At 40.5% G+C, this 22,609-nt stretch carries 36 protein-coding genes; 20 read left to right on the forward strand and 16 right to left on the reverse strand.

Translation table 11 applies throughout. From position 1 onward, the window contains the following. Positions 1-99: 99 nt before the first annotated feature. From FNT16_RS20415 to orn, 7 genes are all read right to left on the reverse strand, one after another. A complete protein-coding gene (locus FNT16_RS20415; protein WP_185976619.1) occupies positions 100-240 on the reverse strand; it encodes a hypothetical protein in 141 nt (46 codons plus the stop codon). A 50-nt stretch (positions 241-290) separates the two neighbouring features. After that, positions 291-803: a hypothetical protein gene (locus FNT16_RS16025; RefSeq protein ID WP_143872528.1), complete on the reverse strand. Its 513-nt coding sequence runs from the start codon at positions 801-803 to the stop codon at positions 291-293. 3 nt (positions 804-806) lie between these two features. Then, the gene (locus FNT16_RS16030; RefSeq protein ID WP_143872529.1) at positions 807-1,181 is read right to left on the reverse strand and encodes a hypothetical protein; all 375 of its coding nucleotides are present in this window, start codon (positions 1,179-1,181) and stop codon (positions 807-809) included. A 172-nt stretch (positions 1,182-1,353) separates the two neighbouring features. Continuing rightward, entirely contained in the window at positions 1,354-1,749 is a 396-nt protein-coding gene (locus FNT16_RS16035) for an antiterminator Q family protein (RefSeq protein ID WP_143872530.1), read from the reverse strand. A 12-nt stretch (positions 1,750-1,761) separates the two neighbouring features. Next, on the reverse strand, positions 1,762-2,427 hold the full coding sequence (locus FNT16_RS16040; RefSeq protein WP_143872531.1) for a hypothetical protein: 666 nt from the start codon (positions 2,425-2,427) through the stop codon (positions 1,762-1,764). Next, the gene (locus tag FNT16_RS16045) at positions 2,390-3,259 is read right to left on the reverse strand and encodes a hypothetical protein (RefSeq protein WP_143872532.1); all 870 of its coding nucleotides are present in this window, start codon (positions 3,257-3,259) and stop codon (positions 2,390-2,392) included. Before FNT16_RS16045 ends, FNT16_RS16040 begins: the two co-directional genes overlap by 38 nt. Then, positions 3,256-3,945, reverse strand: a complete 690-nt coding sequence (orn, locus tag FNT16_RS16050; protein WP_143872533.1) for an oligoribonuclease — start codon at positions 3,943-3,945, stop codon at positions 3,256-3,258. The genes FNT16_RS16045 and orn overlap by 4 nt, the downstream gene beginning before the upstream one ends. Positions 3,946-4,035: 90 nt before the next feature. Between orn and FNT16_RS16055 the strand changes: the two genes are divergently transcribed. After that, complete coding sequence (locus FNT16_RS16055) at positions 4,036-4,278, forward strand: hypothetical protein (RefSeq protein WP_143872534.1); 243 nt, start codon at positions 4,036-4,038, stop codon at positions 4,276-4,278. Between the two features lie 400 nt (positions 4,279-4,678). Here the strand turns inward: FNT16_RS16055 and FNT16_RS16060 are convergent, their stop codons facing one another. Further along, the gene (locus FNT16_RS16060; protein WP_143872535.1) at positions 4,679-4,909 is read right to left on the reverse strand and encodes a helix-turn-helix transcriptional regulator; all 231 of its coding nucleotides are present in this window, start codon (positions 4,907-4,909) and stop codon (positions 4,679-4,681) included. Positions 4,910-4,997: 88 nt separating this feature from the next. On the opposite strand from FNT16_RS16060, the gene FNT16_RS16065 reads away from it, so the two are divergent. From FNT16_RS16065 to FNT16_RS16125, 15 genes are all read left to right on the forward strand, one after another. Continuing rightward, positions 4,998-5,624 (forward strand): LexA family protein, encoded by a 627-nt coding sequence (locus tag FNT16_RS16065; RefSeq protein WP_143872536.1) that lies wholly within the window; start codon positions 4,998-5,000, stop codon positions 5,622-5,624. 27 nt (positions 5,625-5,651) lie between these two features. Continuing rightward, on the forward strand, positions 5,652-6,608 hold the full coding sequence (locus tag FNT16_RS16070; RefSeq protein ID WP_143872537.1) for a hypothetical protein: 957 nt from the start codon (positions 5,652-5,654) through the stop codon (positions 6,606-6,608). 195 nt (positions 6,609-6,803) lie between these two features. After that, complete coding sequence (locus FNT16_RS16075; protein WP_143872538.1) at positions 6,804-7,199, forward strand: LuxR C-terminal-related transcriptional regulator; 396 nt, start codon at positions 6,804-6,806, stop codon at positions 7,197-7,199. Between the two features lie 11 nt (positions 7,200-7,210). Next, positions 7,211-7,357: a hypothetical protein gene (locus FNT16_RS20420; protein WP_185976620.1), complete on the forward strand. Its 147-nt coding sequence runs from the start codon at positions 7,211-7,213 to the stop codon at positions 7,355-7,357. A 48-nt stretch (positions 7,358-7,405) separates the two neighbouring features. Next, complete coding sequence (locus FNT16_RS16080; protein ID WP_143872539.1) at positions 7,406-7,669, forward strand: hypothetical protein; 264 nt, start codon at positions 7,406-7,408, stop codon at positions 7,667-7,669. A 124-nt stretch (positions 7,670-7,793) separates the two neighbouring features. After that, positions 7,794-8,162, forward strand: coding sequence for a hypothetical protein (locus FNT16_RS16085; protein WP_143872540.1), 369 nt, complete (start codon positions 7,794-7,796; stop codon positions 8,160-8,162). Positions 8,163-8,196: 34 nt separating this feature from the next. Then, positions 8,197-9,027: a DUF2303 family protein gene (locus FNT16_RS16090; RefSeq protein WP_143872541.1), complete on the forward strand. Its 831-nt coding sequence runs from the start codon at positions 8,197-8,199 to the stop codon at positions 9,025-9,027. Between the two features lie 89 nt (positions 9,028-9,116). Continuing rightward, positions 9,117-9,347 (forward strand): hypothetical protein, encoded by a 231-nt coding sequence (locus FNT16_RS16095; RefSeq protein ID WP_143872542.1) that lies wholly within the window; start codon positions 9,117-9,119, stop codon positions 9,345-9,347. Continuing rightward, positions 9,344-9,511, forward strand: coding sequence for a hypothetical protein (locus FNT16_RS20425; protein WP_185976621.1), 168 nt, complete (start codon positions 9,344-9,346; stop codon positions 9,509-9,511). The genes FNT16_RS16095 and FNT16_RS20425 overlap by 4 nt, the downstream gene beginning before the upstream one ends. After that, complete coding sequence (locus tag FNT16_RS16100) at positions 9,495-9,728, forward strand: hypothetical protein (RefSeq protein ID WP_143872543.1); 234 nt, start codon at positions 9,495-9,497, stop codon at positions 9,726-9,728. Before FNT16_RS20425 ends, FNT16_RS16100 begins: the two co-directional genes overlap by 17 nt. Positions 9,729-9,737: 9 nt before the next feature. Further along, positions 9,738-10,145: a hypothetical protein gene (locus FNT16_RS16105; RefSeq protein WP_143872544.1), complete on the forward strand. Its 408-nt coding sequence runs from the start codon at positions 9,738-9,740 to the stop codon at positions 10,143-10,145. Continuing rightward, positions 10,145-10,369 carry a hypothetical protein gene (locus tag FNT16_RS16110; RefSeq protein WP_143872545.1) on the forward strand — a complete coding sequence of 75 codons (225 nt, stop codon included), beginning with the start codon at positions 10,145-10,147 and terminating at the stop codon, positions 10,367-10,369. Before FNT16_RS16105 ends, FNT16_RS16110 begins: the two co-directional genes overlap by 1 nt. After that, positions 10,366-10,824 carry a hypothetical protein gene (locus tag FNT16_RS16115; protein ID WP_143872546.1) on the forward strand — a complete coding sequence of 153 codons (459 nt, stop codon included), beginning with the start codon at positions 10,366-10,368 and terminating at the stop codon, positions 10,822-10,824. Before FNT16_RS16110 ends, FNT16_RS16115 begins: the two co-directional genes overlap by 4 nt. Beyond that, positions 10,821-11,003: a hypothetical protein gene (locus FNT16_RS16120; RefSeq protein ID WP_143872547.1), complete on the forward strand. Its 183-nt coding sequence runs from the start codon at positions 10,821-10,823 to the stop codon at positions 11,001-11,003. Before FNT16_RS16115 ends, FNT16_RS16120 begins: the two co-directional genes overlap by 4 nt. After that, positions 10,996-11,202, forward strand: coding sequence for a hypothetical protein (locus FNT16_RS16125; protein WP_143872548.1), 207 nt, complete (start codon positions 10,996-10,998; stop codon positions 11,200-11,202). The genes FNT16_RS16120 and FNT16_RS16125 overlap by 8 nt, the downstream gene beginning before the upstream one ends. A gap of 10 nt (positions 11,203-11,212) precedes the next feature. Here the strand turns inward: FNT16_RS16125 and FNT16_RS16130 are convergent, their stop codons facing one another. Together FNT16_RS16130 and FNT16_RS16135 are read right to left on the reverse strand one after the other, a co-directional pair. Further along, the gene (locus FNT16_RS16130; RefSeq protein ID WP_143872549.1) at positions 11,213-12,091 is read right to left on the reverse strand and encodes a hypothetical protein; all 879 of its coding nucleotides are present in this window, start codon (positions 12,089-12,091) and stop codon (positions 11,213-11,215) included. 93 nt (positions 12,092-12,184) lie between these two features. Continuing rightward, on the reverse strand, positions 12,185-13,369 hold the full coding sequence (locus FNT16_RS16135) for a tyrosine-type recombinase/integrase (RefSeq protein WP_143872550.1): 1,185 nt from the start codon (positions 13,367-13,369) through the stop codon (positions 12,185-12,187). Between the two features lie 160 nt (positions 13,370-13,529). Between FNT16_RS16135 and sbcB the strand changes: the two genes are divergently transcribed. The 4 genes from sbcB (at position 13,530) to FNT16_RS16155 (ending at position 17,542) form a co-directional block, all read left to right on the forward strand. Then, positions 13,530-14,966 carry an exodeoxyribonuclease I gene (sbcB, locus tag FNT16_RS16140; RefSeq protein WP_143872551.1) on the forward strand — a complete coding sequence of 479 codons (1,437 nt, stop codon included), beginning with the start codon at positions 13,530-13,532 and terminating at the stop codon, positions 14,964-14,966. 178 nt (positions 14,967-15,144) lie between these two features. Next, positions 15,145-15,729: a hypothetical protein gene (locus FNT16_RS16145; protein WP_246072254.1), complete on the forward strand. Its 585-nt coding sequence runs from the start codon at positions 15,145-15,147 to the stop codon at positions 15,727-15,729. A gap of 335 nt (positions 15,730-16,064) precedes the next feature. Further along, positions 16,065-16,544, forward strand: coding sequence for a glutathione peroxidase (locus FNT16_RS16150; RefSeq protein WP_143872552.1), 480 nt, complete (start codon positions 16,065-16,067; stop codon positions 16,542-16,544). After that, positions 16,541-17,542, forward strand: coding sequence for a 2-hydroxyacid dehydrogenase (locus tag FNT16_RS16155; protein WP_143872553.1), 1,002 nt, complete (start codon positions 16,541-16,543; stop codon positions 17,540-17,542). The genes FNT16_RS16150 and FNT16_RS16155 overlap by 4 nt, the downstream gene beginning before the upstream one ends. A gap of 24 nt (positions 17,543-17,566) precedes the next feature. On the opposite strand, the gene pyrF is transcribed toward FNT16_RS16155, so the two are convergent. The 6 genes from pyrF to cmk all read right to left on the reverse strand — a co-directional run bounded on the left by pyrF (position 17,567) and on the right by cmk (position 22,581). Continuing rightward, entirely contained in the window at positions 17,567-18,274 is a 708-nt protein-coding gene (pyrF, locus tag FNT16_RS16160; protein WP_143872554.1) for an orotidine-5'-phosphate decarboxylase, read from the reverse strand. Between the two features lie 6 nt (positions 18,275-18,280). After that, positions 18,281-19,429 carry a hypothetical protein gene (locus FNT16_RS16165; RefSeq protein ID WP_143872555.1) on the reverse strand — a complete coding sequence of 383 codons (1,149 nt, stop codon included), beginning with the start codon at positions 19,427-19,429 and terminating at the stop codon, positions 18,281-18,283. Beyond that, complete coding sequence (locus FNT16_RS20875) at positions 19,430-19,717, reverse strand: lipopolysaccharide assembly protein LapA domain-containing protein (protein WP_143872556.1); 288 nt, start codon at positions 19,715-19,717, stop codon at positions 19,430-19,432. Between the two features lie 12 nt (positions 19,718-19,729). Beyond that, the gene (locus FNT16_RS16175; RefSeq protein ID WP_143872557.1) at positions 19,730-20,014 is read right to left on the reverse strand and encodes an integration host factor subunit beta; all 285 of its coding nucleotides are present in this window, start codon (positions 20,012-20,014) and stop codon (positions 19,730-19,732) included. Positions 20,015-20,110: 96 nt separating this feature from the next. After that, entirely contained in the window at positions 20,111-21,787 is a 1,677-nt protein-coding gene (gene rpsA, locus FNT16_RS16180; RefSeq protein ID WP_143872558.1) for a 30S ribosomal protein S1, read from the reverse strand. A 107-nt stretch (positions 21,788-21,894) separates the two neighbouring features. Next, positions 21,895-22,581, reverse strand: coding sequence for a (d)CMP kinase (gene cmk / locus FNT16_RS16185; protein ID WP_143872559.1), 687 nt, complete (start codon positions 22,579-22,581; stop codon positions 21,895-21,897). Between the last annotated feature and the right edge of the window lie 28 nt (positions 22,582-22,609).

Below are 22,609 nucleotides of genomic sequence, written 5' to 3' on the forward strand. Positions count from 1 at the left end.
TTAACCTTTGCCTATTGTCATCGTTTAACTGCAGCTCACGACAAACAATCATTAGCAGAACTATTAGTAAGTTCAGCTCAATGATTGCTAACAGAATCATTAGAATCCTAGAGCCGTAATGAATGTTACAGCGGCCTCAACCGCTTCTGGTGGAACAGTAACGCCTGCAATCCCCAGCACTAATGAAATAACAACCGCTTTACCCTTACGAGTTTTTAAGAATCTTTTAATAGTTTCCACGATAATAAACCTAGTTAAATTAGACAGGCCATAGCGCATGGCCCAAGCGACTAACCAGTGCACAACTGCTCTGATTGTGGGATGTAATGCGCATAACGCTTAGCATTCTCTATGTACTCAGATGGCTTACCTTTACCAGCTTGAGTGTTGTAATGCTGCTTCCAATATCTGGCACGCCAATTAACGCTGGTCGGAATGGGATTAGGCACAACCAAATAACGAATACGACACACAATGAACGCAAGCAATGGTGATTGGTCCAGCTCTTCCCATTGCACTTGCATGAGATCAACACCAAAAGCATGCTTAACCTTTGCTTGATAACGTTCGAACTTTTCATTTTGTAACCAATTGAATGTAGAGAAATCGACTTGAGTTAACCCCATGCCAGCACTTCGCCAGGTATGATCTAAGTAATGACCTAACTGTGTTTCTTGAGCAGCTGTTTCTAAAATTAATACATGAGCATTGTTATTGCTGCCGTAACCCAACACATCACAAACCGCAACCGCAACAGATTCAGCGTGAGTTGCATCAACCAAGCCATACAATGCAATATTCATGTGTTACCTCTGATCCTTACGCTGGTCATAAAACTGCACGCGATACTCTGCAAGCGCAGCTCTTAGCTCAAGTTTTAATTGAGAGACAGTTTCAATTCTGTCTCGCTCGAAACGTTCATCTAACTGATTTAAAAACTCTGCAAACTCGGTTCGTGGTAAGTAGGTACCGGCGAATTCGAGCTCAAGCTTTTCGGTTTTTTTCTCAACTGCTGCAATGTATCGATTGTTTTCATCAGCCAACTTTTCAATCGCATTTAAACGCTTATCAGTTGCTTCATACTCACGCTGCTTAGTTCGCGAGATAAAATTACTAACAACCTGAAACACAGCGATTAGAAGCGGGATTAACCAAGCCATATTCGCACTGTCTAACGCCATGAAAACAATCCTTAGAAACGAAAAAGCCCCGCTGGCATAAGCCGAGCGAGGCTAAGGGGTAAATTTATAGTGATGCAGAAACGAAAAAGCCCCAGCAATTTGCTAGGGCTTTAAATACATTTCTTCTCAGATTTTGCCATACTTTAAAACTATCATGTTCAACATGCAACCCCTACGCTGCTAAATTTTCAAATTCGTTAAAGCAAGATAAAAAACCATTAAGCCACCGCTCGCCATTTCTAACGTCTTCAGACGCTTTAATACGACAACGATAAGAACTGATCTTTTTCTCTTTGTAAATTATATTACCGACATACTGCATCGAATGCTTATCAACGTAATACAACAACAACGCTTGATAACAAATCAAATCTCGTTTTTTCAACACATTCAACGCCCTGTCAACAACAATCGCCAAATCATCACCCAGCGGCTCAACATCACCTGAACTTGCATGAACGTTATCACGAATCAAACAAGCCATGGGCGCACCATACCCCAGCGAACCGCGCCCATCTTGCCTCACCCAAACAGCCCAACGCTCAAGTAACACCCCAATATTCCCCACAGCGCCCCCTAATCAGCTAGCTTTTAGAAACGGAAATTTCTCCCGTAACTCTTCAATCTTAGATAAATTTTTCTGCCGATGTGCATCATCACAAACACCCAATCGAGCGACAGGTTTAGAGCGAGGATCATTAAAATTACAACCATTAATCGCCCGACGTACATACCAGAGATACACCCGCTCAACAGCATGAAATTTAGCTTTATAGCGCTTAGTGTCTGGCGAACAACGACCCGCAGCGACAATCTCGCTATGATGCAAATTAGGGTCTTTACCGCACGCGATGAAAAACGCAAACAAATGCACCTTCGTCCAATCATCATGCGCATAAGGATTTATCAGCTGCTTCCAGATTTGGTCAACAGAAGGATAGCCGAAATCCGTAGGTACCGGCTCACACGCGCGCAAAAACTCAGGTAACGACAGAGGCCAGATTGTTTTATCGGCTTGAGTAATCAAAATAACACGCTCAACATCAGCAATCGAAATACGATGTTTTTCTAACGTATTAAACCAGTCACTTTTCGCAGAATCTAACTGCTCGACTGAATCAAATTTAGACGTGAACTTTGCATCCCAAAAATTTACTGAAAACTCAAACCAGCGATCAACCGCCAGTTTAGACTCAGCGAACACAGGCCTAGTTGACGTCGATGATTCTGTTTTGGCTGCTGGCATAGATGGCGGCTTTAACTGCTTGCTTGTTCGACTGACTGCTGTTGTGTTTTGAAAAGTCTTGATTTGCATGATGACCCCTCTGATTACTCTGATTAGCTTTCCAACTTGCGCAATAGCCGACAAAAAGCTTGCGCCAATGCTGGATAGGTTTTAACTGGTTAAAAAACTTCTCTTGCGATTGAAACTTAACGAGAACAGTTTGAAGAAAATCTTTATCAAAATTTATCGCTGAGATTTTTAATTGATTTAACAACAAATCATCAATCTGAAAATCATCAACTGAAATAGACGAAACACCCTCGCGCGCGTTAGAGAGAGTATTATTACTAGATATACTAGATATGCCCCCGTCATCGGTGTTTTTAGCGCCCCCCTTCATGCCCCCTTCATTGCTCGCCTGATTACGATAAGCATCTGAATTTAAATGATTATTTTTAAATTCTTCCCCCCCGTCATTACCGCCCCTTCCGCGCCCCTTCCGCGCCCCTTCCTCGTTTGGACGGAAAAATGCAGAGTCGACCAATTCCAGCCTAAACTGCATAGGAATAGCATTGCCTAAATGATCTAACCGACGACTAATCCAACCACGCGCCACGGCACGTTCACACATTTTTTCAACCTGTTTGTTAGTCAATTTAAGGGGGGGAAGCTTGCTGCCCCGATCTGGAATAAACTCAAACGCCGCAGCAATAGTAGACTGACGAATAGCACAATGAACGCCAATAGTTTTTGTAGCGTAATCGCTCACAACATCGCGCAAGTAGTGATAAAACAAACGATCGACCAGCGGTATATTGTTTTGCCAAACGGCGGCTATCTCAGCTTGGTTCACGCCGCCCCCTCAAGCTTAGGATTAACAAAATCACTAGGATCGACCTGCATAGAAGGGTTAAACGCCGCAAGCCAGCCTAGCCGGCTTGTATCGAAGTCTTTGGAACAAATAACAAAACGGCTATAAACAAAATACTCTTTAATCGACTCAAAAATGTCGCTTAACGCCTCGTGCTTATAGGTTTTATGCTCCACAGCTAAAGCCTCAAGCTCAGGCCGAGAGAATCGACACATTAACGCCACCGCCGACACATCTAACATTCTATAATGCAAATAACTATGCAACTTTGGCATTTGACAACGAATAAAATTACGGTCAAACCCAATACTATTACCCGCCAAAACCGCGCCTGTTTTAGCTGCTCTGTCATACGCATCACAACCGTTCGATGCCAGCCAGTTCAAAACAATGCGCTCGGCTTTATCTAACGTAATGTCAGACTGCATACACTCAGCCAGCAAACCCGACTCATGATGCGTTTGCACGGCCCAGTTAGACAATTTATTTAACTCAGACTCCGGCTGAAATAGCGGAATACGAATCGCACTAACCGGATTTAAATTGGTATCGGTTAACACACACGCAATTTCTAAAATTGGGTAAAACTCCATCCCCAACTTGCCATTATCTAACCGGCCATCCAACCCGCCGGTTTCTAAATCAAGCCACAAAATAAACTGACTCATAGCACCCCCTTAAAACGATAGAGATCACCCCTTGAGTCTGCTAATGTTATAAGCGCCAACCAACAACAAAACCCAAACCAAGAGGTGAAAATGAGTAACGAAATACAAGAACTAAGCGATCGCTTAGCAAGGTTAGAAACGACCGCCAATGTCCACCAAACAGTGATAATGTCACTTATGGCAATGCTTAAAGCGGTGAAAATGGACACAGACAAACACTTAGAGACGCTGGCAGTTCCATTTTTAGAAAGTGAAACAGTTTCAGAAGAGTTTAAATCAGAACTGAATGAGTTTCTAAAAATGGCAAAAAATGGCCTATCAGGCTTTAAATAACCAAGACTTACAGGGACTTTCACAACCGCCGTCCCCGCTCCGTAATTGAGATATTAATCGCGTCATAAAGAGTTTCGTTATGACGCGTTAAATTCACATTAACTTCCCGATTGCACACACAACATCGACACTTAAACCAGCGTCTAAAATCTAATTTTCTAAAGTCTGGAAATCTGAATTTCATACTTACCCCTGTTTATTCATACACCAAATCAAAAAACATAAAAAACATGCTGCCCCCCTAAACTAAGTGCAATGAAAAAAGGAGGCAGCATGAAAAACAAATCGTTAAGCCGCGTCTTGTTGCGGCGGCAATTTTGGTCGAAGAACCGCAGGCGATTCAACGCAGTATCCCGCTTGCGCGAGCGCGTCTTGGTCACACGAAACCAAAAGAAATGAATTAAGCCGCCTTAGCTGGTTCATCCTCAGGTGGAAATACATCATCTAATTCACAATTAGCACCATGTTTGTTTAATGCTGAAACGATGTTTCTGCATTCTTTCATGTTTGGGGTCCTTAGCCCGAGCTCATAATTAGATATTCGAGCCTGACTACCAGACCATCCACAGGCAGACGCCAGTTGGCTTTGAGTGAGATTAAGTTTAATTCTTAAGCTTTTAATATTGTTCATTTCACCGACCAAATACAACACGTTTCGTTATATTTTGCATAACGAAACGTTTATTGTCAACTATAACGTTTTGTTGTTTTATTCGCTTATGAAAAAAATTTCCGAAAACATAAAAGCTGCCCGCAAAAAAAAGGGGTGGACACAAAAACAATTAGCCGATCACTGCAAATGGGATGAAGGCCAAGGTCGTGTATCCAATTATGAGCGTGACTTTAGGCAACCGAGTGTTGATGATTTATATACAATCAGTAAAGCACTAGGTGTTGGTATCCAAGAGTTAACTGGTGATTATTCAATAGCAATGGCGACACCAAAGGTGAAAAGTTCAGTCCCACTGATTAGCTGGGTGCAGGCAGGAGCATGGCACGATATAATAGATGTTTTTCAGCCAGGGGATGCAGATGAATATTACCCATGCCCAGAAAACCACAGTCCCTATACCTATGCTTTAAAAGTTGTTGGTGAGTCAATGTCTCCCGATTTTATAGAGGGTGAAATCATATTTGTTGATCCAGAAGTTGAGGCTAGACATGGGTCGTGCGTAATTGTTAGGCAAAATGGAAATACAGAATCGACATTTAAACAATTAATAATTGACACTGACGGAAAGCGACTGAAAGCCCTGAATCCCGACTGGAAACCTAAGTATATTGAACTGCTGCCCGATGCTGTGATTAGCGGAGTTGTGATTGGCAGTTATAGAAAAAGAATTTAATAAATTATCAAACTAAAGGAGTAGCACTTGAAGCATCAAAATTTCCACATTCTGTTGATAGGGCTTGTCTTAATGGGCTGTCAAGCCACTGGGCCCACCAGTCAAAATACTTATACCAGCAAGTCAACGGCTAAAAACTTAAATGACTGCACGTCGGAAAGTTACAATAATTTGCCCGGCCCTGAATTTTCTTACACTGGCGAAGCGAGATATGTAAACCATTATTTTAACGTCGTCCCTGATAGCTCAAATTATAAATATGGAAAGGATTACTACACACCTTTGATTGAAAGTAAATTCAAATTTACCGGGGATTTAGCTCCAAATGAATTCAAATACCACAACCCATACATTAAGGTTTTAGAAGTTGACGGCGTTGCCGTTCAGTTTAAATCAAATGTAAATAGTTTGGTTGTTACTGAGTCCTGCAAGCCATTTTGGTTTAGCGGGCATGTTAACTATAACAATACTTTAGGAAGAGGGGCTCAAATATTTAAAAAGACTGACGGTTCAAGAGTAGATTTGAATGACTTTCAGTTTATCTACGGAAAAAGCAATGTCACACCGTATGAAGCAACCGCAGTAGTTGATATAGATAAATTCTCCAAAAGAGCGACTATTAAAACAAAGTATACTGATGGTTTAATGCTGAGAGCTTGGAGTGACAGCGAGCTATCTAAAAAGCCAGACCAAATTCAAGTTTATAAAGAAATATCTTTAAAAGATTGGTCTTATTTTGATAGGGCTATTAGTGATGATGGTCAAGCGAGAAAACTAGTCAAGATAGACACTGATGTTAGGGATTGTGATGGCACTTTCGGTTGCTGGGTTTATGAAACAATCGGCGTGACCGTTCCTTTGGATTATGTAAAAAACAACAAAGATGGATTCGAAATACAGGTTTACGGTAAGCAAAAATCTATAATAAAAGTCCCCAAATATCAAATATCAGCAATGCTAAAGTTTTTAGAGAGTATCAAATAACCCAACCTAACATTAAATTTCTTATAAACCGCCATCATGGCGGTTTTTTTATACCTAAAATTTTAGTTATTTAGACTACCCCTAGCTTAAATTCAAAAAAAAATACATTCAAACACTAAAATATAACGATTCGTGTTGACATAAAATAACACGCTGCGTTATATTTGATGAAGAATTGACATTTAGAGACAAGTAATGGAAAGAACACCTACAGGCTATCGCTACGACAAAGTAGAAGTTGACATAAAAAACCGACTCAGCCCGCGCAGCGCGCAAGCATTAACACTTGCAGCAACGGGTATGCCGCGCAAGCAAATAGCAAAAGAATTGGGATTAAAACAATCCTCAATTAGCAGCTTGTTTGATGCACTTTATTTTCAGCTGGGCGCAAGAAACATCATAGACGCCATCTACATAGCGGTAACCCAAGGTTACATGCGCTACCTGTGCGCCATATGTTTAGTGCTGTTTAGTTACATGCAAACAGACCAACCCATACGCAACCAAACGGCGCGCGTTCGCATCGGTTCGCGGCACGTTCGAAACAACAGAACACGCCGCCGCGAAAACTTAAACAACACAATTGCATAGGAGCATCAAAAATGGCTCAAGTAATCGCACTACCCACATGCAACAAAAACCGAATTCAACAGTTAGCTGCTGTTACCACCGTGTTTTGCGTAAACAAGCGCAAAGCACCTAAAAAACCAACACCGCCAACCCCGCCATTTGGCGGTGATGCGGCATAACCAACTGTTCGGAAATTCCGAATAGTTCAAAAACAAAGGGGTAAACAAATGAAGCATTTACAACAAATGCGCTCTGTTAAAGAGCACTTTCAAGGCCTAGCAACACAAATGCCGCACGGCAAGCAATTAGACGTGCGCACTGTCGATGATGGACTGATTTACGTTTGCTTAAGCGCTGGCCCAACGCCCGGGACAATCATTGCAGAAAAAACGTTTGATTTTAATCAACCACAAGCGCACGACGCCGCGATGGATTTTGCAGCGCGCCACTTATACAGCCAAGTTGTAATTGGAATGAGTGTAGCGGCATGAACAAACGACTAAAACGCATACTAAAAGCTTACGTAACGTGCGTATGTGTTGTGTTATCGCTTATCACGCTGTTAGCGATAGACGCAAAGTTAAATGAAGAAAAGGTAACAGTAGGAATACAGCAATGACAGAGCAAAAACCAACGCTTTCAACGGTTCCAAAAGTTGAGCCAAAAAACAACGACACCGACATTAACGACTTTTTAAGCGAGTTAAATGCAGGTGTATACAAAGACAAAGTACAGCACGTACTGAGCCAAGTTGCACTAGCCGTCGTGAATCACGGCGGCAAAGGCAAAGTGACACTAGAGTTTGATTTTAAACAAATCAACAACTCAGACCGCGTACACATAGACCACAAACTCAAGTACACAGCCCCCCGACGTACTGGGAAATTCAGCGAAGAAGACACCACAAGTACACCAATGTACGTGGGCCACGGCGGCAAAATCACCCTATTTAGTGAAACTCAAAACGATATGTTTGAGCGCTAATTTTTTAACCTAACCAAAAGAGAGAGAATACAGTATGTCAATGGATCAATCAGCAATTTTACAGATTCAAAAAAGCGAAACATCGAGAGCACTAAATGGAGACTTACTCGAGTTAGTCGATAATGCCGCCATTGCGGTACCCAACGACTTTTCAATTAAAAGTATTGAGCAGTATCAACCGACTCGACAACGCTTTCGCGGAAAATTTAACACACTGTCATTAGATGCGTTTACAGACTACGTAGCAAAAAAAGCAAAAACAGAAACAAACAGCACCGTTTTTATTGACGACATACGTATGACAGCCAGCTGCATATTCGACCTAGGCGGCAGTGTAAACCCGCTGCACTGCGAACACAAAGCGCATTTAGATTTACCCAGAACAGCGCCGTACAGAGCCCTGCTTGAATTTAACGGCGAAACGTTAACTCAATCTGAATTTGCCGAATTTTTAGAAGATTGGCGTCACAACATAAAGTGCTTTGATATTTTAGAAGACGAAATAAACGTAATAGCCGCGATTGCCCGGGTGCGCAAAATTACCATCGACAGCGCCCGCTCAATAGAAAGCGACGTGCAAAACTTTAGCAGCTCAGCCAGTGCAATGGAAAGAGTAGAAACGCGTAATGCCGAAACACTGCCCGCCACTATACTTTTTTGCTGTATCCCCTATGCAGAGCTAGAAGAACGCGTCTTTGAATTACGCATCAGCTTAAAAACTGGCGGCACCCAACCCATGCTAGTCGCCCGCGTAATTGGGTTTGAAGCGGTAAAAGAAGAACTGGCCGAAGAATTTAAAAACGTGCTAGACGACAAATTAACCGAAGCCGAGGTACATACGTTTATCGGCACATTTTCAAGCTAACACCAATCGAACTATCCGGAATTACCAGATAGTTCGATTTCCTTCAACTTTCACATGTTCGGAAAAACCGAACAACTGGGGAACACGCAATGAAAAATCTATCCGCAAAAATAGACGTGCAATTAGAAGAAAATGAAGCCCCTTGTATATGGGGTGAAATATTCTCAGCGCCCATGTCTGGCGTTGATGTCGCAAAACTAATTACGAAAATTAACGACGTAAAAATTGTGACCTACTTTTCAAGTGACGAACACCTAATTGCATGCTGTAAAGCGCATCAATTTGAAGTTGATGACAAACGAATGAGAGCTGCAGCATGATTCACCTGAGCGCCAACCAAACAAAAGCCATGCTGAAAATGTTATCGCTGATAGAAACGCGAGACATGCTTAATGCTGGCATGACCAAGCACGAAATAACACTTGTACAAGAAAGCTACATTGAACTGAAAAAACAGGAAAAACGCTATGACAACGCAGCGTAACGTTTTAGATGTTTTTGACGTAGCAGAACACTGCGAAGTGTGCATACGGGACACCGAAACGGGCGAAATGATTCAGCTTTCTGCATCTGATAACACAGTAACAGCACTCAGAGCAGCCAAAAAACAACTATCGCGATACATGAAAATCTGTGATCAACTTATTAAATCAGACGAACCGACAGAACCGGCCAGTCAGATTGAAGCAAATGAAATTTAGGAATTTATTATGAGCTTTAAACCCTCGCTACTCGAACTAAAAATAATCGCTGCATTGACAAACAGACCAATGCTAACAGCTGATTTGTTTCACGAAGTAACAGAACTGGAGAGCCAGCACCAAGCTGCAATGTGCATCGGCAATTTAGTTAAGGCAGGTGTAGTGAAAAAGCTAAATTCAGACAACGGTTTTACATTAACAGATTTGTATCGTGAATATTCGCGCCTAGCGTTTGTTGTTGACTTACTCGTACAATCAAAACACAGCAACAAACACTCGCTAGACGTGAAAACAAGAGTTTTGCAGCACTTTATTACAACATGTCGTGACGATGTGGCAGATGTATTAGAAAGCATTGTTGAAGATTTGAACGTGTTAAATAACCTGCAAGGTTCTAGCAGCAAGGAGGCCGCGTGATGCGCCCCACCAGATCAGAGCGGTTAGATACTAGCCGACAACAGCAAAGCTTACCGAATGATATAGCGCAAGATAAAAACGGCCACCTGTATTGCGGCGTCGCTTGTCTTGTTTGCACGGGTGAAAACGAGTGGACCCAACCCGGCGGCAAAGTTATTAAAGATAAACTGCAAGCGTTCGCAAAAGTTAGAAATATGAATTACAAAATGAGTAAAGTGGCATGAAATTTAATCAACAGAACAGTTTTGTATTTAACGGCACGTACCATCGATATCGATGGTTTTTAACTGCGATTGTTGCGGAAGATAAAACTAATTATTGGCATTCTGCAAATGAGATATTAGATCCACGCCCCATTGAAGATATATGTGCGATTTTGGCAACTCACTACTCCGAGCCAAATAAAGCAATACAGCTTATGAAAAAAGGAAATATTCTTACATTACGAGAAACGCTTAAAAGTTCAGATGTAGATAATAACTATCATCAATTCAGTAACCAGCCCGATGCATATTGTATACATCAATACAATGTGCATGACTCTAACGAAAGTTTATTTTGGCAAAGAAAAATAAACTTTATCGAGTTCACTGGCACTAATTGGCGTTCGTCTTTATTGCCTGATGAATTCTTTAAACCTAAAAATGTTACGCAATTTGAATTGGGATTTTTGATGTGAAAAAACTATTAATCAAACAATGCCCTGATCCGCTTCGCTGGTACCGAAGGTTAATCGGACAAACTGTACCGTTTTTGGGTGATGTTGGTACCGAATACAAAAGCAAAGAACCCGAGGGTTACATTAATTTTGTTCAGTATGAAGATGCTGAAATTATTGAAGGTGATGAAAATGGCTAAATTACTTGATAAAAAAGAATTTATGCAGCGTTTACACTGTGGAACTACTAAGTTTTGGCAAATCTCTAAGCAAGATCCAAATTTCCCAGAACCACATGTAACCATAGGTACGACGAAACTATGGCTAGACGAACAGGTAGATGATTACATTGTAAATGGATTAAAAGGAAAAGAGATTATATTGAAAAAGGCGGCTTAGCCGCCTTTTACTAATTAATAGAGTTTAAAAGAATATCATCCATTTTTTTAAGCAACTTTCTATCTTTTTCATTTATTGTAACTGTTCCCTTAGAAACTGGACTCTGCCCTAGTCTCTTTAACTGCCTAATTTCATAAGCCGCATCGATGGGACTAGCACAAACAGCCCCGGCATTACGAGCGATTTTATCCAATTCGTCCATTACCTGTACTTGCTGTAAAGCATCGGTTTTACTTCCCATTACAACGTTTTTGTTTAAGTTAGTCATCTTGACCTCGCCTCCAGTAAATATATCGCCGCCTTTGCTATGACATGCTTGTACTATTGATTTCGAAACCTCAGCATCCAGCCCAGTATTTAAAATATTCGAAATGGCCTCTTTTAAAGATTTTTGCTTACAAGCTCTCTCATTAGCCGTCTTTATCTTAAAAATTGGAAGTTGAATATTTCTATTCGTTTTATGCGCTTTGTACATTTTTGAGTTTTTACCTGAACCAATTGCAAAAACTTTGACGTCTAAAGGCGCATCAGTAGAAAGTCTATAAATTTCGTCTTGACCAAAATCATTTTTTGGTGAATTGGCGAATAACTTTAGCTCACCATCATACTTTAGAATATTAAATTGAATATTATTCAATTTAGATTTATATGTTACTAAGTCTAGAACGTGATCCGCATTTTGTAAAACCTCATCGTAAAGCGACAAAAACCACTTAAACGCAATATTTGCTCCAGCAAAACCATACAACACCCCGTTGATAACAATAGTTTTACAAAAATCAGGTGAATCTATCCATTTAACAAGCAATCCATTACTAACTAGGCTCACCCTACTATCTGACGCCATTCTAGCTTCGTCACCATCGTTCCTAAATATCGTTGTAGTCATTCTATCCATTCCCATGTTAGGCGATGGATATTAAAGCAAAATTGAAGAGATTTGAAATCAATTTTGCGAATAACTAATGCTATTTAGTATATATTACTTATAAAGCGTACATTTATTCTTAAAAATCAACTCATGATAACGCTCGTACGCGTCTAACTGTTCATCAATCCAATCGTGCTTATTATAAACGGCCATTACCCCACCCAAAACATGGCCTAACATTTTTTCAGTTACGTGCGGCTCAACACCTTTTTCAGATAAACGAGTTGATAGCGTTCGTCTAAAATCATGAATACGCCAATGCTGAATATCTAACTTTACTCTGAGCCTTGCAACCATTTTATGAACAGAATGAACATCCAACGGTTTAGTGTAGCTTTGCCCAGGACACAAATACTCAGTGTCGGGATATGCAGTTATTAACGTTTCGATAATTCGTAAACATCGTTCGGGAATTGGCCGACGTATTGGCTTATTAATTTTTGAACGTTCCGCTGGAACTGTCCAAGTTCGAGCGTTTAAATCAAAATCAGACTTTAATGCAGATCTAATTTCTGACACTCGCGAACCGAAAAGCATTGTAAGCTGAACAATAGATTTAGTATTTAAACCGCATTTAGTTTGCTCAAGCGCCACCCAAATTTTATATAACTCAGGCAGTGTTAAAACCCTGTCGCCCTGCTTGGGCGTTTGCCCAACATCGCGGGGCTGGATATCTAACAGCGCGGGCCTTTGGATCATAGAACGCCTGTAACACCAACTTAAACAGTTTTTCATTACACGCAGTACATTGTATGAAACAACCGGCTTATTTTCTTGTATAGAAATTCTATCAAAAAATTGCAGCCATTCGTCTGTTCGCACTTTGCACGGCGATCTAGTTGGAAATAACCCAACTACATATTTATTGTATATTTGTTTGTAAACGCCAACTGTTGATTTGCGTAAATTAGCATTTACATGAATTGAAAACCAAGCTTTAAAGCAATCGTCAATGTTGTTCTTGGGCTTCGTTTCGCTCGCATAACGCGGATCAACGCCATCCATAACAAGTTTACGCAGCGGTAACAAACGCTCACGCGCTTCTGCTAGTGTTAGCTCTGGATATCGGCCGATTGTATAACAAACGGGTTTGCCGTTTATTCTATATCTGTATTGAAATGCGATGGTACCTTGCTTTGACACCCGCGCTGACATACCATCGCGATCAGCAACCGTTTTTACAGAGTCATTTTTTTTGTTAAGAAGACTTCTTAGTTTTGCATCAGTTAGCGGCATAAACGTATATACACAGCATGTAAGAGTTATATACACATTAATTTACACGATTTACGCCGTATGTTAAAACACAAATAAGAATTAAAGCGGATAAAAGCGAATGACTATGAATATCTAATCAAATGATATTAAAGAGATTTAAGAAAGCCAACGAATAAATATGAATGATTTAAAAAGACAAACAATACTCTGGCATGATTTTGAGACTTGGGGGGCCAATCCTAAAATTGATCACCCAGCGCAATTTGCAGCCATTCGTACCGATTTGGATTTAAACGAAGTTGGTGAGCCTGTTGAGCTTTTTTGCAAGATACCACAAGATTATTTACCAAATCCAGAAGCCTGTTTAATTACCGGTATAACGCCACAGCAGGCGCAGCGCAAAGGGCTTAATCAGCATAAATTTATGCGTCTAATTTTGCAGGAAATGGCTCAACCCAATACCTGCAGCGCAGGCTACAACACAATACGTTTTGATGATGAAGTAACCCGCTATAGTTTATACCGTAACTTTTTTAACCCTTACGAACGTGAATGGAAAAATGGTAACAGTCGGTGGGATATTATTGATTTAGTGCGCACCTGTTATGCGCTCAGACCAGAGGGCATTAACTGGCCTAAAAAAGAAGATGGTTCGCCGAGTTTTAAACTAGAAGATTTAACAAAAGCAAATGGGTTAGCACACGAAAGTGCGCACGATGCGGTTTCAGATGTTCGCGCGACAATTGCCATGGCAAAATTGATCAAAGAAAAGCAGCCCAAGTTGTACCAGTACATATTTAGTATTCGCAACAAACGAAAAGTGGCTGAGTTAATTGATATCAATAATATGACACCTTTGGTGCACGTTTCTTCTAAAATTAAATCTGTGCATGGTTGTTGCACTTGGATATGCCCGATAGCTTGGCACCCAACCAATAATAATGCCGTCATAGCACTTAATTTGATGCAAGACCCCAGCCCCTTATTGAATATGACGGTAGAACAAATTAAAGAAAAAATGTTTACCCCTACAAGTCAATTGGCAGAAAACGAAGAGCGACTTCCCATTAAACTGATTCAGCTAAATAAATGCCCTGTTTTGGCCACAGCTAAAACGTTACTGCCTGAGAACGCTGAGCGTTTAAAAATTGATAGAGAAGCTTGTTTAGCCCATTTAAAAATAATCAAACAGAACCCAATTATTCGGGAAAAACTCACTCAACTCTACGAACAAATGGACTTTAGTTCAGAAACTGACCCTGATTTTGCTTTGTATGACGGGTTTGCTAGTTCACACGACCAAGCGCAAATGGAACAAATACAACAATTAAGTGAACCTGCATTGGCTGAGTTTACCCCCAGTTTTGAAGACGAGCGTTATGCAACCTTGTGGTTTAGGTTTAAAGCAAGAAATTATTTACAATTTTTGTCTCCTGCTGAAGTGCAAGCATGGAGGGCTCATTGTCAGGCACGGTTAACCGGCGAGCAAAATTATGCGGGACTGACTATTGACCAATTTATAAACAAACTAGATACGCTTGCTGTTGAAAATTCAAGCAATGAGCGCAACATGAACGTGTTAAAGGCGCTTTTTCGCTTTGTTCAGGAAATATAAGGCTAAAAAATTAGACATAACCCCCATCTATTGACTAAAATTTTAGTGTTCGTGAAATGATTAGCCCTGCAAACAAACTGTTTGTAAATTTTTTGCTATTCACGCGTCTATCATGCGCCGATTGTAAAAGTCGCCGTTGGTTTTTGTATTTCGTTTTAGACATTGATGAGTAACCACTGTGCCTGTACCTGACTACATCCCAGATCATCTGAAAGTGATACTGAATGAAGATCCGCATGGAATTAGTTTCCCCTGTAACTCTGGCTGCCAAATGCGGTTTATTCGCAATAAACAAGATTTAGGTGGCTTTTATTCCTACAAGCAATGGGGAAGTGTAGAAAAAGCGATAAAGGCTGCAATGAATCGAAATAAGCAGCTTAAAGCGCTCTACCCCAGCCACTTAATAAAACGTAAACATAAACCCAACCCCAATACCAGCTGTGGCTTTAACGGCGTCGGTTTTCGCGAAAAACTGGATAAAAGACGAGATGAAGTTGAACGTTTTTATTGGGTAAGTTATCGCAAAAATGGTAAACCGGCTGTCAAAACATTTTCATTAGGCTACACCGAGTACGGGCCAGAATTGCAACTGCATGCTTATCGCACTGCGATTCAATTTCGTTCTGAGTGGGATATGCTCGGTAACGATATGAACGAAGAAAAGTATAAAAAATGGAAAAAAGTGCGCCTTTATAACGAAGGTCACCCGCCGTTTGAATATGTAAAAGTTCGTCGTAAACGTACATTAAAAAAATCAGCTTAAAGCTAGGGCGTGTTGACCTTTGCTGTATAAATTTTGTTCTAACTAAACGCTTTTTAATCGCGGCGCTGGGTTGTAGGCCTAGTGGGCTAAGTCAAAAATCAGCAACAAAGAGTAAAAAGCGTTTAGGACGAACCCTTCGGGCAGCGTTTGTGCGGCATTTCTACTGCCTCAGCACTCATTTATGTAGATCAACTACACCACAATCGTGCTTTGTTGTATAAATACCGCACAACTCGCTGCAAAATCATACAGCAAAGATAAACACGCCCTAGGTTGATTTTTAGCCAATAGCAGGCATAGTAACTAATATAACTTCTTAATCTATTAGCTATATTATGTCTGATATATACCAGTTTAGTGTTAAAAATGCACAAGGCGAGCTTGTCTCACTCGCTCAATACAAAGGAAAGTGGCTGCTTATTGTCAATACCGCGAGTAAATGTGGTTTTACCCCGCAATATGAAGGGCTACAAAATTTATATCAGGCATTTTCAGATAAATTAACGGTACTGGCTTTCCCTTGTAATCAATTTGGCCAGCAGGAACCTGGAGACAACGAGGAGATCCAAGACTTTTGCAATTTGATGTTTAAGGTTGAATTTCCGGTTTTTGCAAAAGTAGATGTAAACGGTGAGAATGCAGATCCATTGTTTCAATTTTTAAAACACCAACAAAAAGGTGTGCTGGGCAGCGAATCAATTAAATGGAACTTTACCAAGTTTCTTATCTCGCCTAAAGGCGATGTTGTTAAGCGGTATGCTTCAACCACTAAACCTGAAAAAATCGGCCAAGATCTGAAAGAGTATATAAAATGAGCCCGTGGAAACTGTGTCTGTTTAGTACTAAACCATATGATAAAACATTCTTTGAACAAGCTAATAATGCATATGGATTTAACATTAGCTTTTTTGACTGTGAATTAAATCAAAAAACGGTGGTTTTAGCAAAAAGCTTTGATGTTGTCTGTGTGTTTGTAAATGATAATGTAGATGCGCCAATCTTAGAACAGTTAAAAGCACAAGGCGTTAAAGCGCTGGCTTTGCGCTGTGCTGGTTACAATAATGTCGATTTAAACGCTGCAAAAAGACTGGGCATTAAAGTTGTCCGAGTACCTGAATATAGTCCCGAAGCGGTTGCTGAACATACGGTTGGTTTAATGCTCACATTAAGCCGTAAATTTCATAAAGCATACAACAGAGTAAAAGAAGATAACTTCGCGTTAAACGGCTTACTCGGTTTTAACTTACACAAAAAAACAGTAGGTATAATTGGTACTGGAAAAATTGGCCAAGCAACCAGTAAAATACTGCAAGGGTTTGGTTGTACTGTACTCGCGTACGATCCTTTCCCGCAAAATAAGCTTGAGAATGAACACTTTAAATATGTAGAGTTGGATAGTTTAATCGTTCAAGCTGATATTATTTCATTGCACTGCCCGCTAACACAGGATACACAGCATTTAATCAACGACAAAGCTATCTCAATGATGAAAAATAACGTAATGTTGATTAATACAAGTCGCGGTGGCCTAATAGATACCAAAGCTGCAATTCAAGCATTAAAAAGCAAAAAGATTGGTTATTTGGGGTTAGATGTTTACGAGCAAGAATCAGATTTATTTTTTGAAGACTTGTCTAACGAAATTATAGACGATGATATTTTTCAAAGGCTGCTGACTTTTCCAAATGTTTTAATCACGGGACATCAAGGCTTTTTCACTCAAGAAGCTTTAACCGCTATTGCAACAACGACTTTAGAAAATATTAAATGCTTAAATGAAAATAATGCGTGCCCAAATCAGCTTGAGATTTAAGCACAAAAACCTAATTTTATTGAATTAAGCAATATTTAAACTTTGGTTTATTGCATCTAACACGGCTTTAGGGTTGTCTGCCTGTGTAACAGGTCGACCTATGACTAAATAATCAGAGCCCGATAAGATAGCCTTTTTAGGTGTCATGATGCGTTTTTGGTCTCCTACATCTGCACCTTCAGGGCGAATACCGGGTGTGACCAATTTAAAATCTTGACCAAATTCGCTTTTAAGTGCACTGGCTTCCTGAGCTGAACAAACAACACCATCTAAACCGGCCTGTTGAGCTAAACCTGCAAGATGAATCACTTGCTCGCCCGCACTGCGTTGAATACCCAACGACTGTATGTCTTGATCATCCATACTGGTTAATACGGTTACACCAATTAGAAGAGGCGGATTTTGAAAATTGTCCTGTAATAAATTCTTGGCGGTTTGCATCATGTTTACGCCGCCGCTTGCATGCACATTCAGCATCCACACACCTAAGTTAGCAGCCGCTAAACAGGCTTTGGCTGTAGTTGCTGGGATATCATGAAACTTCAAATCTAAAAAAACATCAAAGCCTTTGCTAGTGAGTGATTTGACAAATTCAGGACCAAATAAAGTAAACATCTCTTTACCCACTTTCAGGCGGCAGTCTGCTGGGGTTAATTGTGAAACGAGTTGTTGTGCTTTTTGCGCATCGTTAAAATCTAGTGCGACAACAACGGGTGAGTTACAATTTTGCATTTAATATTAATCTCCAGTTAGTCCAACTATCGGTTTTACACTTCCCCAGTACTTGCAACGCGGGCATTGCCAAAATAATAAACTGCCCTGATAGCCACACTGCTCGCATTCGTATTTAGGTAATTGTTTAATCTTATTGCGAACCATGCCTTCTAAATTGATCATCATTTGCTGTGCTTCAGGCGCTTCAATTTTTTTCGCATTTAAACTGAGTAAATTTGCAAAGCCGGCAATGGTCGCGTGTTTTTCTAATAAAGCGATAACTTTTTTTCTGGCATCTGTATTGCGCGACTGCTTTTCGTAAATGCGCGCAATAGAGGCAATGACGGAAGTACTTTTTGTTTTATCGGCAATCGCTTCTAAAAAGGCAAGTTGTTGTTCATCCGATTCAAAGATTTTGTCTAACCGTTCAACCAACATAGTGGAAAATTTAGGACAGGTTTCAGCCAAGGCTTTGGCCATCACTTGGGCATTATCTTTTTGTTGGTTGACTGAATAATACTCTATCAAATCAAGATAAGCGCGCGCGCAATCTGTTTTGTATTGCAGTGCTTGCTTAAGCATTGCTTCTCGCTCTTCTCCAGATTTAACCGATGCCAGTTCACACAATAGATACGCTTTAGTATTGTCTAAGTTTTCACCTTCGATTGATTCGACAGGCTCTATCACCTCATATGCTTTTTGCCAGTCTTTAAACACCTGATAAATCCGCGATAGCAGTACTCTTGCTTCACGCGCACAAATTTGATCGTCTAATTGCGGCAATAGTAGTGCTTCTGCCCTATCATATAATGCGCAATCAATATAATCGCGAGCCAATTGCATTATCGAAGTACGTCTTTGTTCAGGGGTTAAGATATCTTGTTTGGCTAAAAATTGATGTATTTTTATCGCTCTATCATTTTCACCTTTCGCCCTAAACAGCTTTCCCAGTGCAATATGGGTCGTGAAGGTCTCATTATTTACTTCAAGGTTTTCAATCAAAACATTAATAGCTTTATCTCTTTGATTGTTTAAAAAAAGATTTAACCCTGATAAAAAGTCTTGGTTGATTTTTTCGTGTTGTTTTAATTGGGCTTGGCGATAACTGTTGCGCCCCATAATGTAACCATACAAAGCAGCAACAGGTAAGAGTAAAAACAGTAATTCAGGCATTTATTGGTCTTTTAGCTGCAATCTAAGCAGTTCAATTTCTCGATTAAGTTTATTGATTTTCCAATTTTTTTTCTGCAGTTGATACCTAAGTTTAAAAAGGTAATAAAACCATGCACAACTGGCCAATATAATCCCTACAAAGAGACAAATCGCTAACGCAACGGCCAATGGCATTGATTGAACTGCCAATAAATAATTGAATTCGATTGTGCTTGTATTATAGGACGACAACAATAATAAAATGGCAGCCACTATAAACAAGAGTATCAATGATATTGCTGCTCTCACAATATTTACACTCTATAAGCTAGCGTTGACGCGTTCTCGAAGCTCTTTACCCGGCTTAAAATAGGGTACGTATTTACCATCTAAATGAACAGTCTCGCCCGTTTTAGGGTTACGCCCTACTCGAGGTGCACGGTAATGCAATGAAAAACTACCAAAGCCGCGGATTTCAATTCTATCACCTTCCGATAGAGATTCAGCCATATACTCAAGCAATTCTTTTACACCCGCTTCTACATCTTTCAATTGTAGGCTAGGCTGTTTAGTTGCCATTAACTCGATTAATTCAGATTTGGTCATGCTATATACTCCGGTCCGTATAAATTATTGCAACTACCAAAGTATAACAAAGGTGGGAGAAAAGAGAGTAGAATATCTACTCTCTTTTAAGCGAAATTACTCGCCTTTTTGAGCATTCTTGAATGCTTCAGCCATTGCGCTGCTGAATACCGCAGTTTCTTGCTGTTTATTAACAGATTCAACTGCTGCTTTTTCGTCAGCTTCGTCTTTAGCTTTGATAGATAAGCTTACTACGCGGTTTTTACGGTCAACGCCCATGAACTTGGCCTCAACTGCATCACCTACGTTTAGCTCTGTAGATGCATCTTCAACACGTTCACGTGAAATATCACCTGCACGGATGTAGCCTTCTACGCTATCAGCTAATTCAATGGTTGCACCTTTTGCATCAACATTGGTAACTGTACCAGTAACGATAGCACCTTTTTTGTTGACAGTCAGGTAGTTAGTGAACGGATCTTCATCAATTTGCTTGATACCCAAAGAAATACGCTCACGCTCAGCATCCACTTGTAATACAACAGCAGTAAGCTCTTCGCCTTTTTTGTAGTTACGAACAGCTTCTTCGCCTGCAGTATTCCAAGAAATATCTGACAAGTGAACCAAACCATCGATGCCGCCATCAAGACCGATGAAGATACCAAAGTCAGTGATTGACTTGATCTTACCAGAAACTTGATCGCCTTTAGCGAAGTTCTTAGCGAACTCTTCCCATGGATTTGGTTTACATTGCTTAAGGCCTAAAGAAATACGACGACGCTCTTCGTCGATTTCAAGAACCATAACTTGAACACTGTCACCTAAGTTAACAACTTTTGATGGGTGGATGTTTTTGTTAGTCCAATCCATTTCAGAAACGTGAACAAGACCTTCAACGCCTTCTTGGATTTCAACGAAACAACCGTAATCAGTTAAGTTAGTTACGCGACCTTCAAGCTTAGTGCCTTCTGGGAAACGCGCAGCCAATTCTGACCAAGGATCGCTACCCAATTGCTTAAGACCTAGAGAAACACGTGATTTTTCTTTGTCAAACTTCAATACTTTAACTGTGATTTCATCACCCACATTCACGATTTCACTTGGGTGTTTAACACGCTTCCAAGCCATATCAGTGATGTGTAATAGGCCGTCTAAACCGCCTAAATCTACGAATGCACCGTAGTCAGTAAGATTTTTAACGATACCTGTAACTTCTTGACCTTCTTCAAGGTTAGACAACAATTCGCTACGCTCTGCGCTTGTTTCTTGCTCGATAACTGCACGACGAGAAACAACTACGTTGTTGCGCTTTTGATCAAGCTTAATAACTTTGAACTCAAGCTCAGCGTTTTCCAAGTAAGTAGTATCGCGTACTGGACGTACGTCTACTAAAGAACCTGGTAAGAATGCGCGAATGCCTTCAACTTCAACAGTGAAGCCGCCTTTAACCTTGCCACTGATCAAACCAGTAACAGTTTCGTTATCTTCACAAGCTTTTTCCAAACGGATCCAAGCTTCGTGACGCTTCGCTTTTTCGCGAGAAAGGATAGTTTCACCGAAACCATCTTCAACAGCATCTAGAGCAACGTCGATTTGATCACCAACGCTAACTTCTACTTCACCTTGCGCATTGAAAAATTGCTCTGCAGGGATAGCTGCTTCAGACTTAAGACCAGCATCAACCAAAATTACGTCTTTTTGGATTGCTACGATAGTACCTTTAACGATGGCACCAGGACGGGTTTCGATTTCGTTTAAGCTTTCTTCGAAAAGCTGTGCAAAACTTTCTGTCATATATAAAGTTTTCTTGAATAATAATCCGAGTTATATCCGGCTAACTCAGGGTTGTTAAAAATAACCGGCCTCCCTAGCCAGCTTCCAGACTCATACAAAAATATTAATTACTGCCCTAACTTTTCTTGCATATAGCAAAAAACTTTATCGACAACTTGATCAATTGACATTGATGTTGAATCTATTTCTAGCGCATCGTCTGCCGGAACTAAAGGTGAAACACTACGGTTTGCATCTCTTTCATCCCGTGCTTGGATATCGGCTAAAAGGTGTTCAATTTTAGCTGTAGGATCGCTATCTTTCAACTGTAGATAGCGTCTTTTTGCTCTTTCTTGTGCAGATGCGGTTAAAAATATCTTAACTTCGGCGTTTGGAAAGACAACTGTTCCCATATCCCGACCATCTGCAACTAAACCTGGCGCTTCTTTAAATGCACGTTGGCGTCTTAATAAGGCTTCTCGAACCCTAGGTAAAGAAGCTACTTTTGATGCTACCGCGCCGACTTTTTCATTGCGAATAGAACCTGAAACATCCTCCCCTTCTAAAATGACCCGAGTATCATCAGATTCACTAGAAGACGCAAAGTGTACATCTAAACAAGATGCTAAAGGAGCGACAGAGTCTTCATCTGTCGGGTCGATATCGTGATGAATGGTCGCTAGTGCCAATACTCTGTAGATTGCGCCACTATCTAAAAAATGCCAACCAAGTTTATCAGCAATATGTTTGCTGATCGTACCTTTACCTGCACCACTTGGTCCATCTATCGTTATGACCGGAATCTGATCCGCCATCCCTAACCTCATATTTTTTAACGTTAAC

This window comes from Catenovulum sediminis (assembly GCF_007289895.1).
Classification (GTDB): Bacteria; Pseudomonadota; Gammaproteobacteria; order Enterobacterales; family Alteromonadaceae; genus Catenovulum; species Catenovulum sediminis.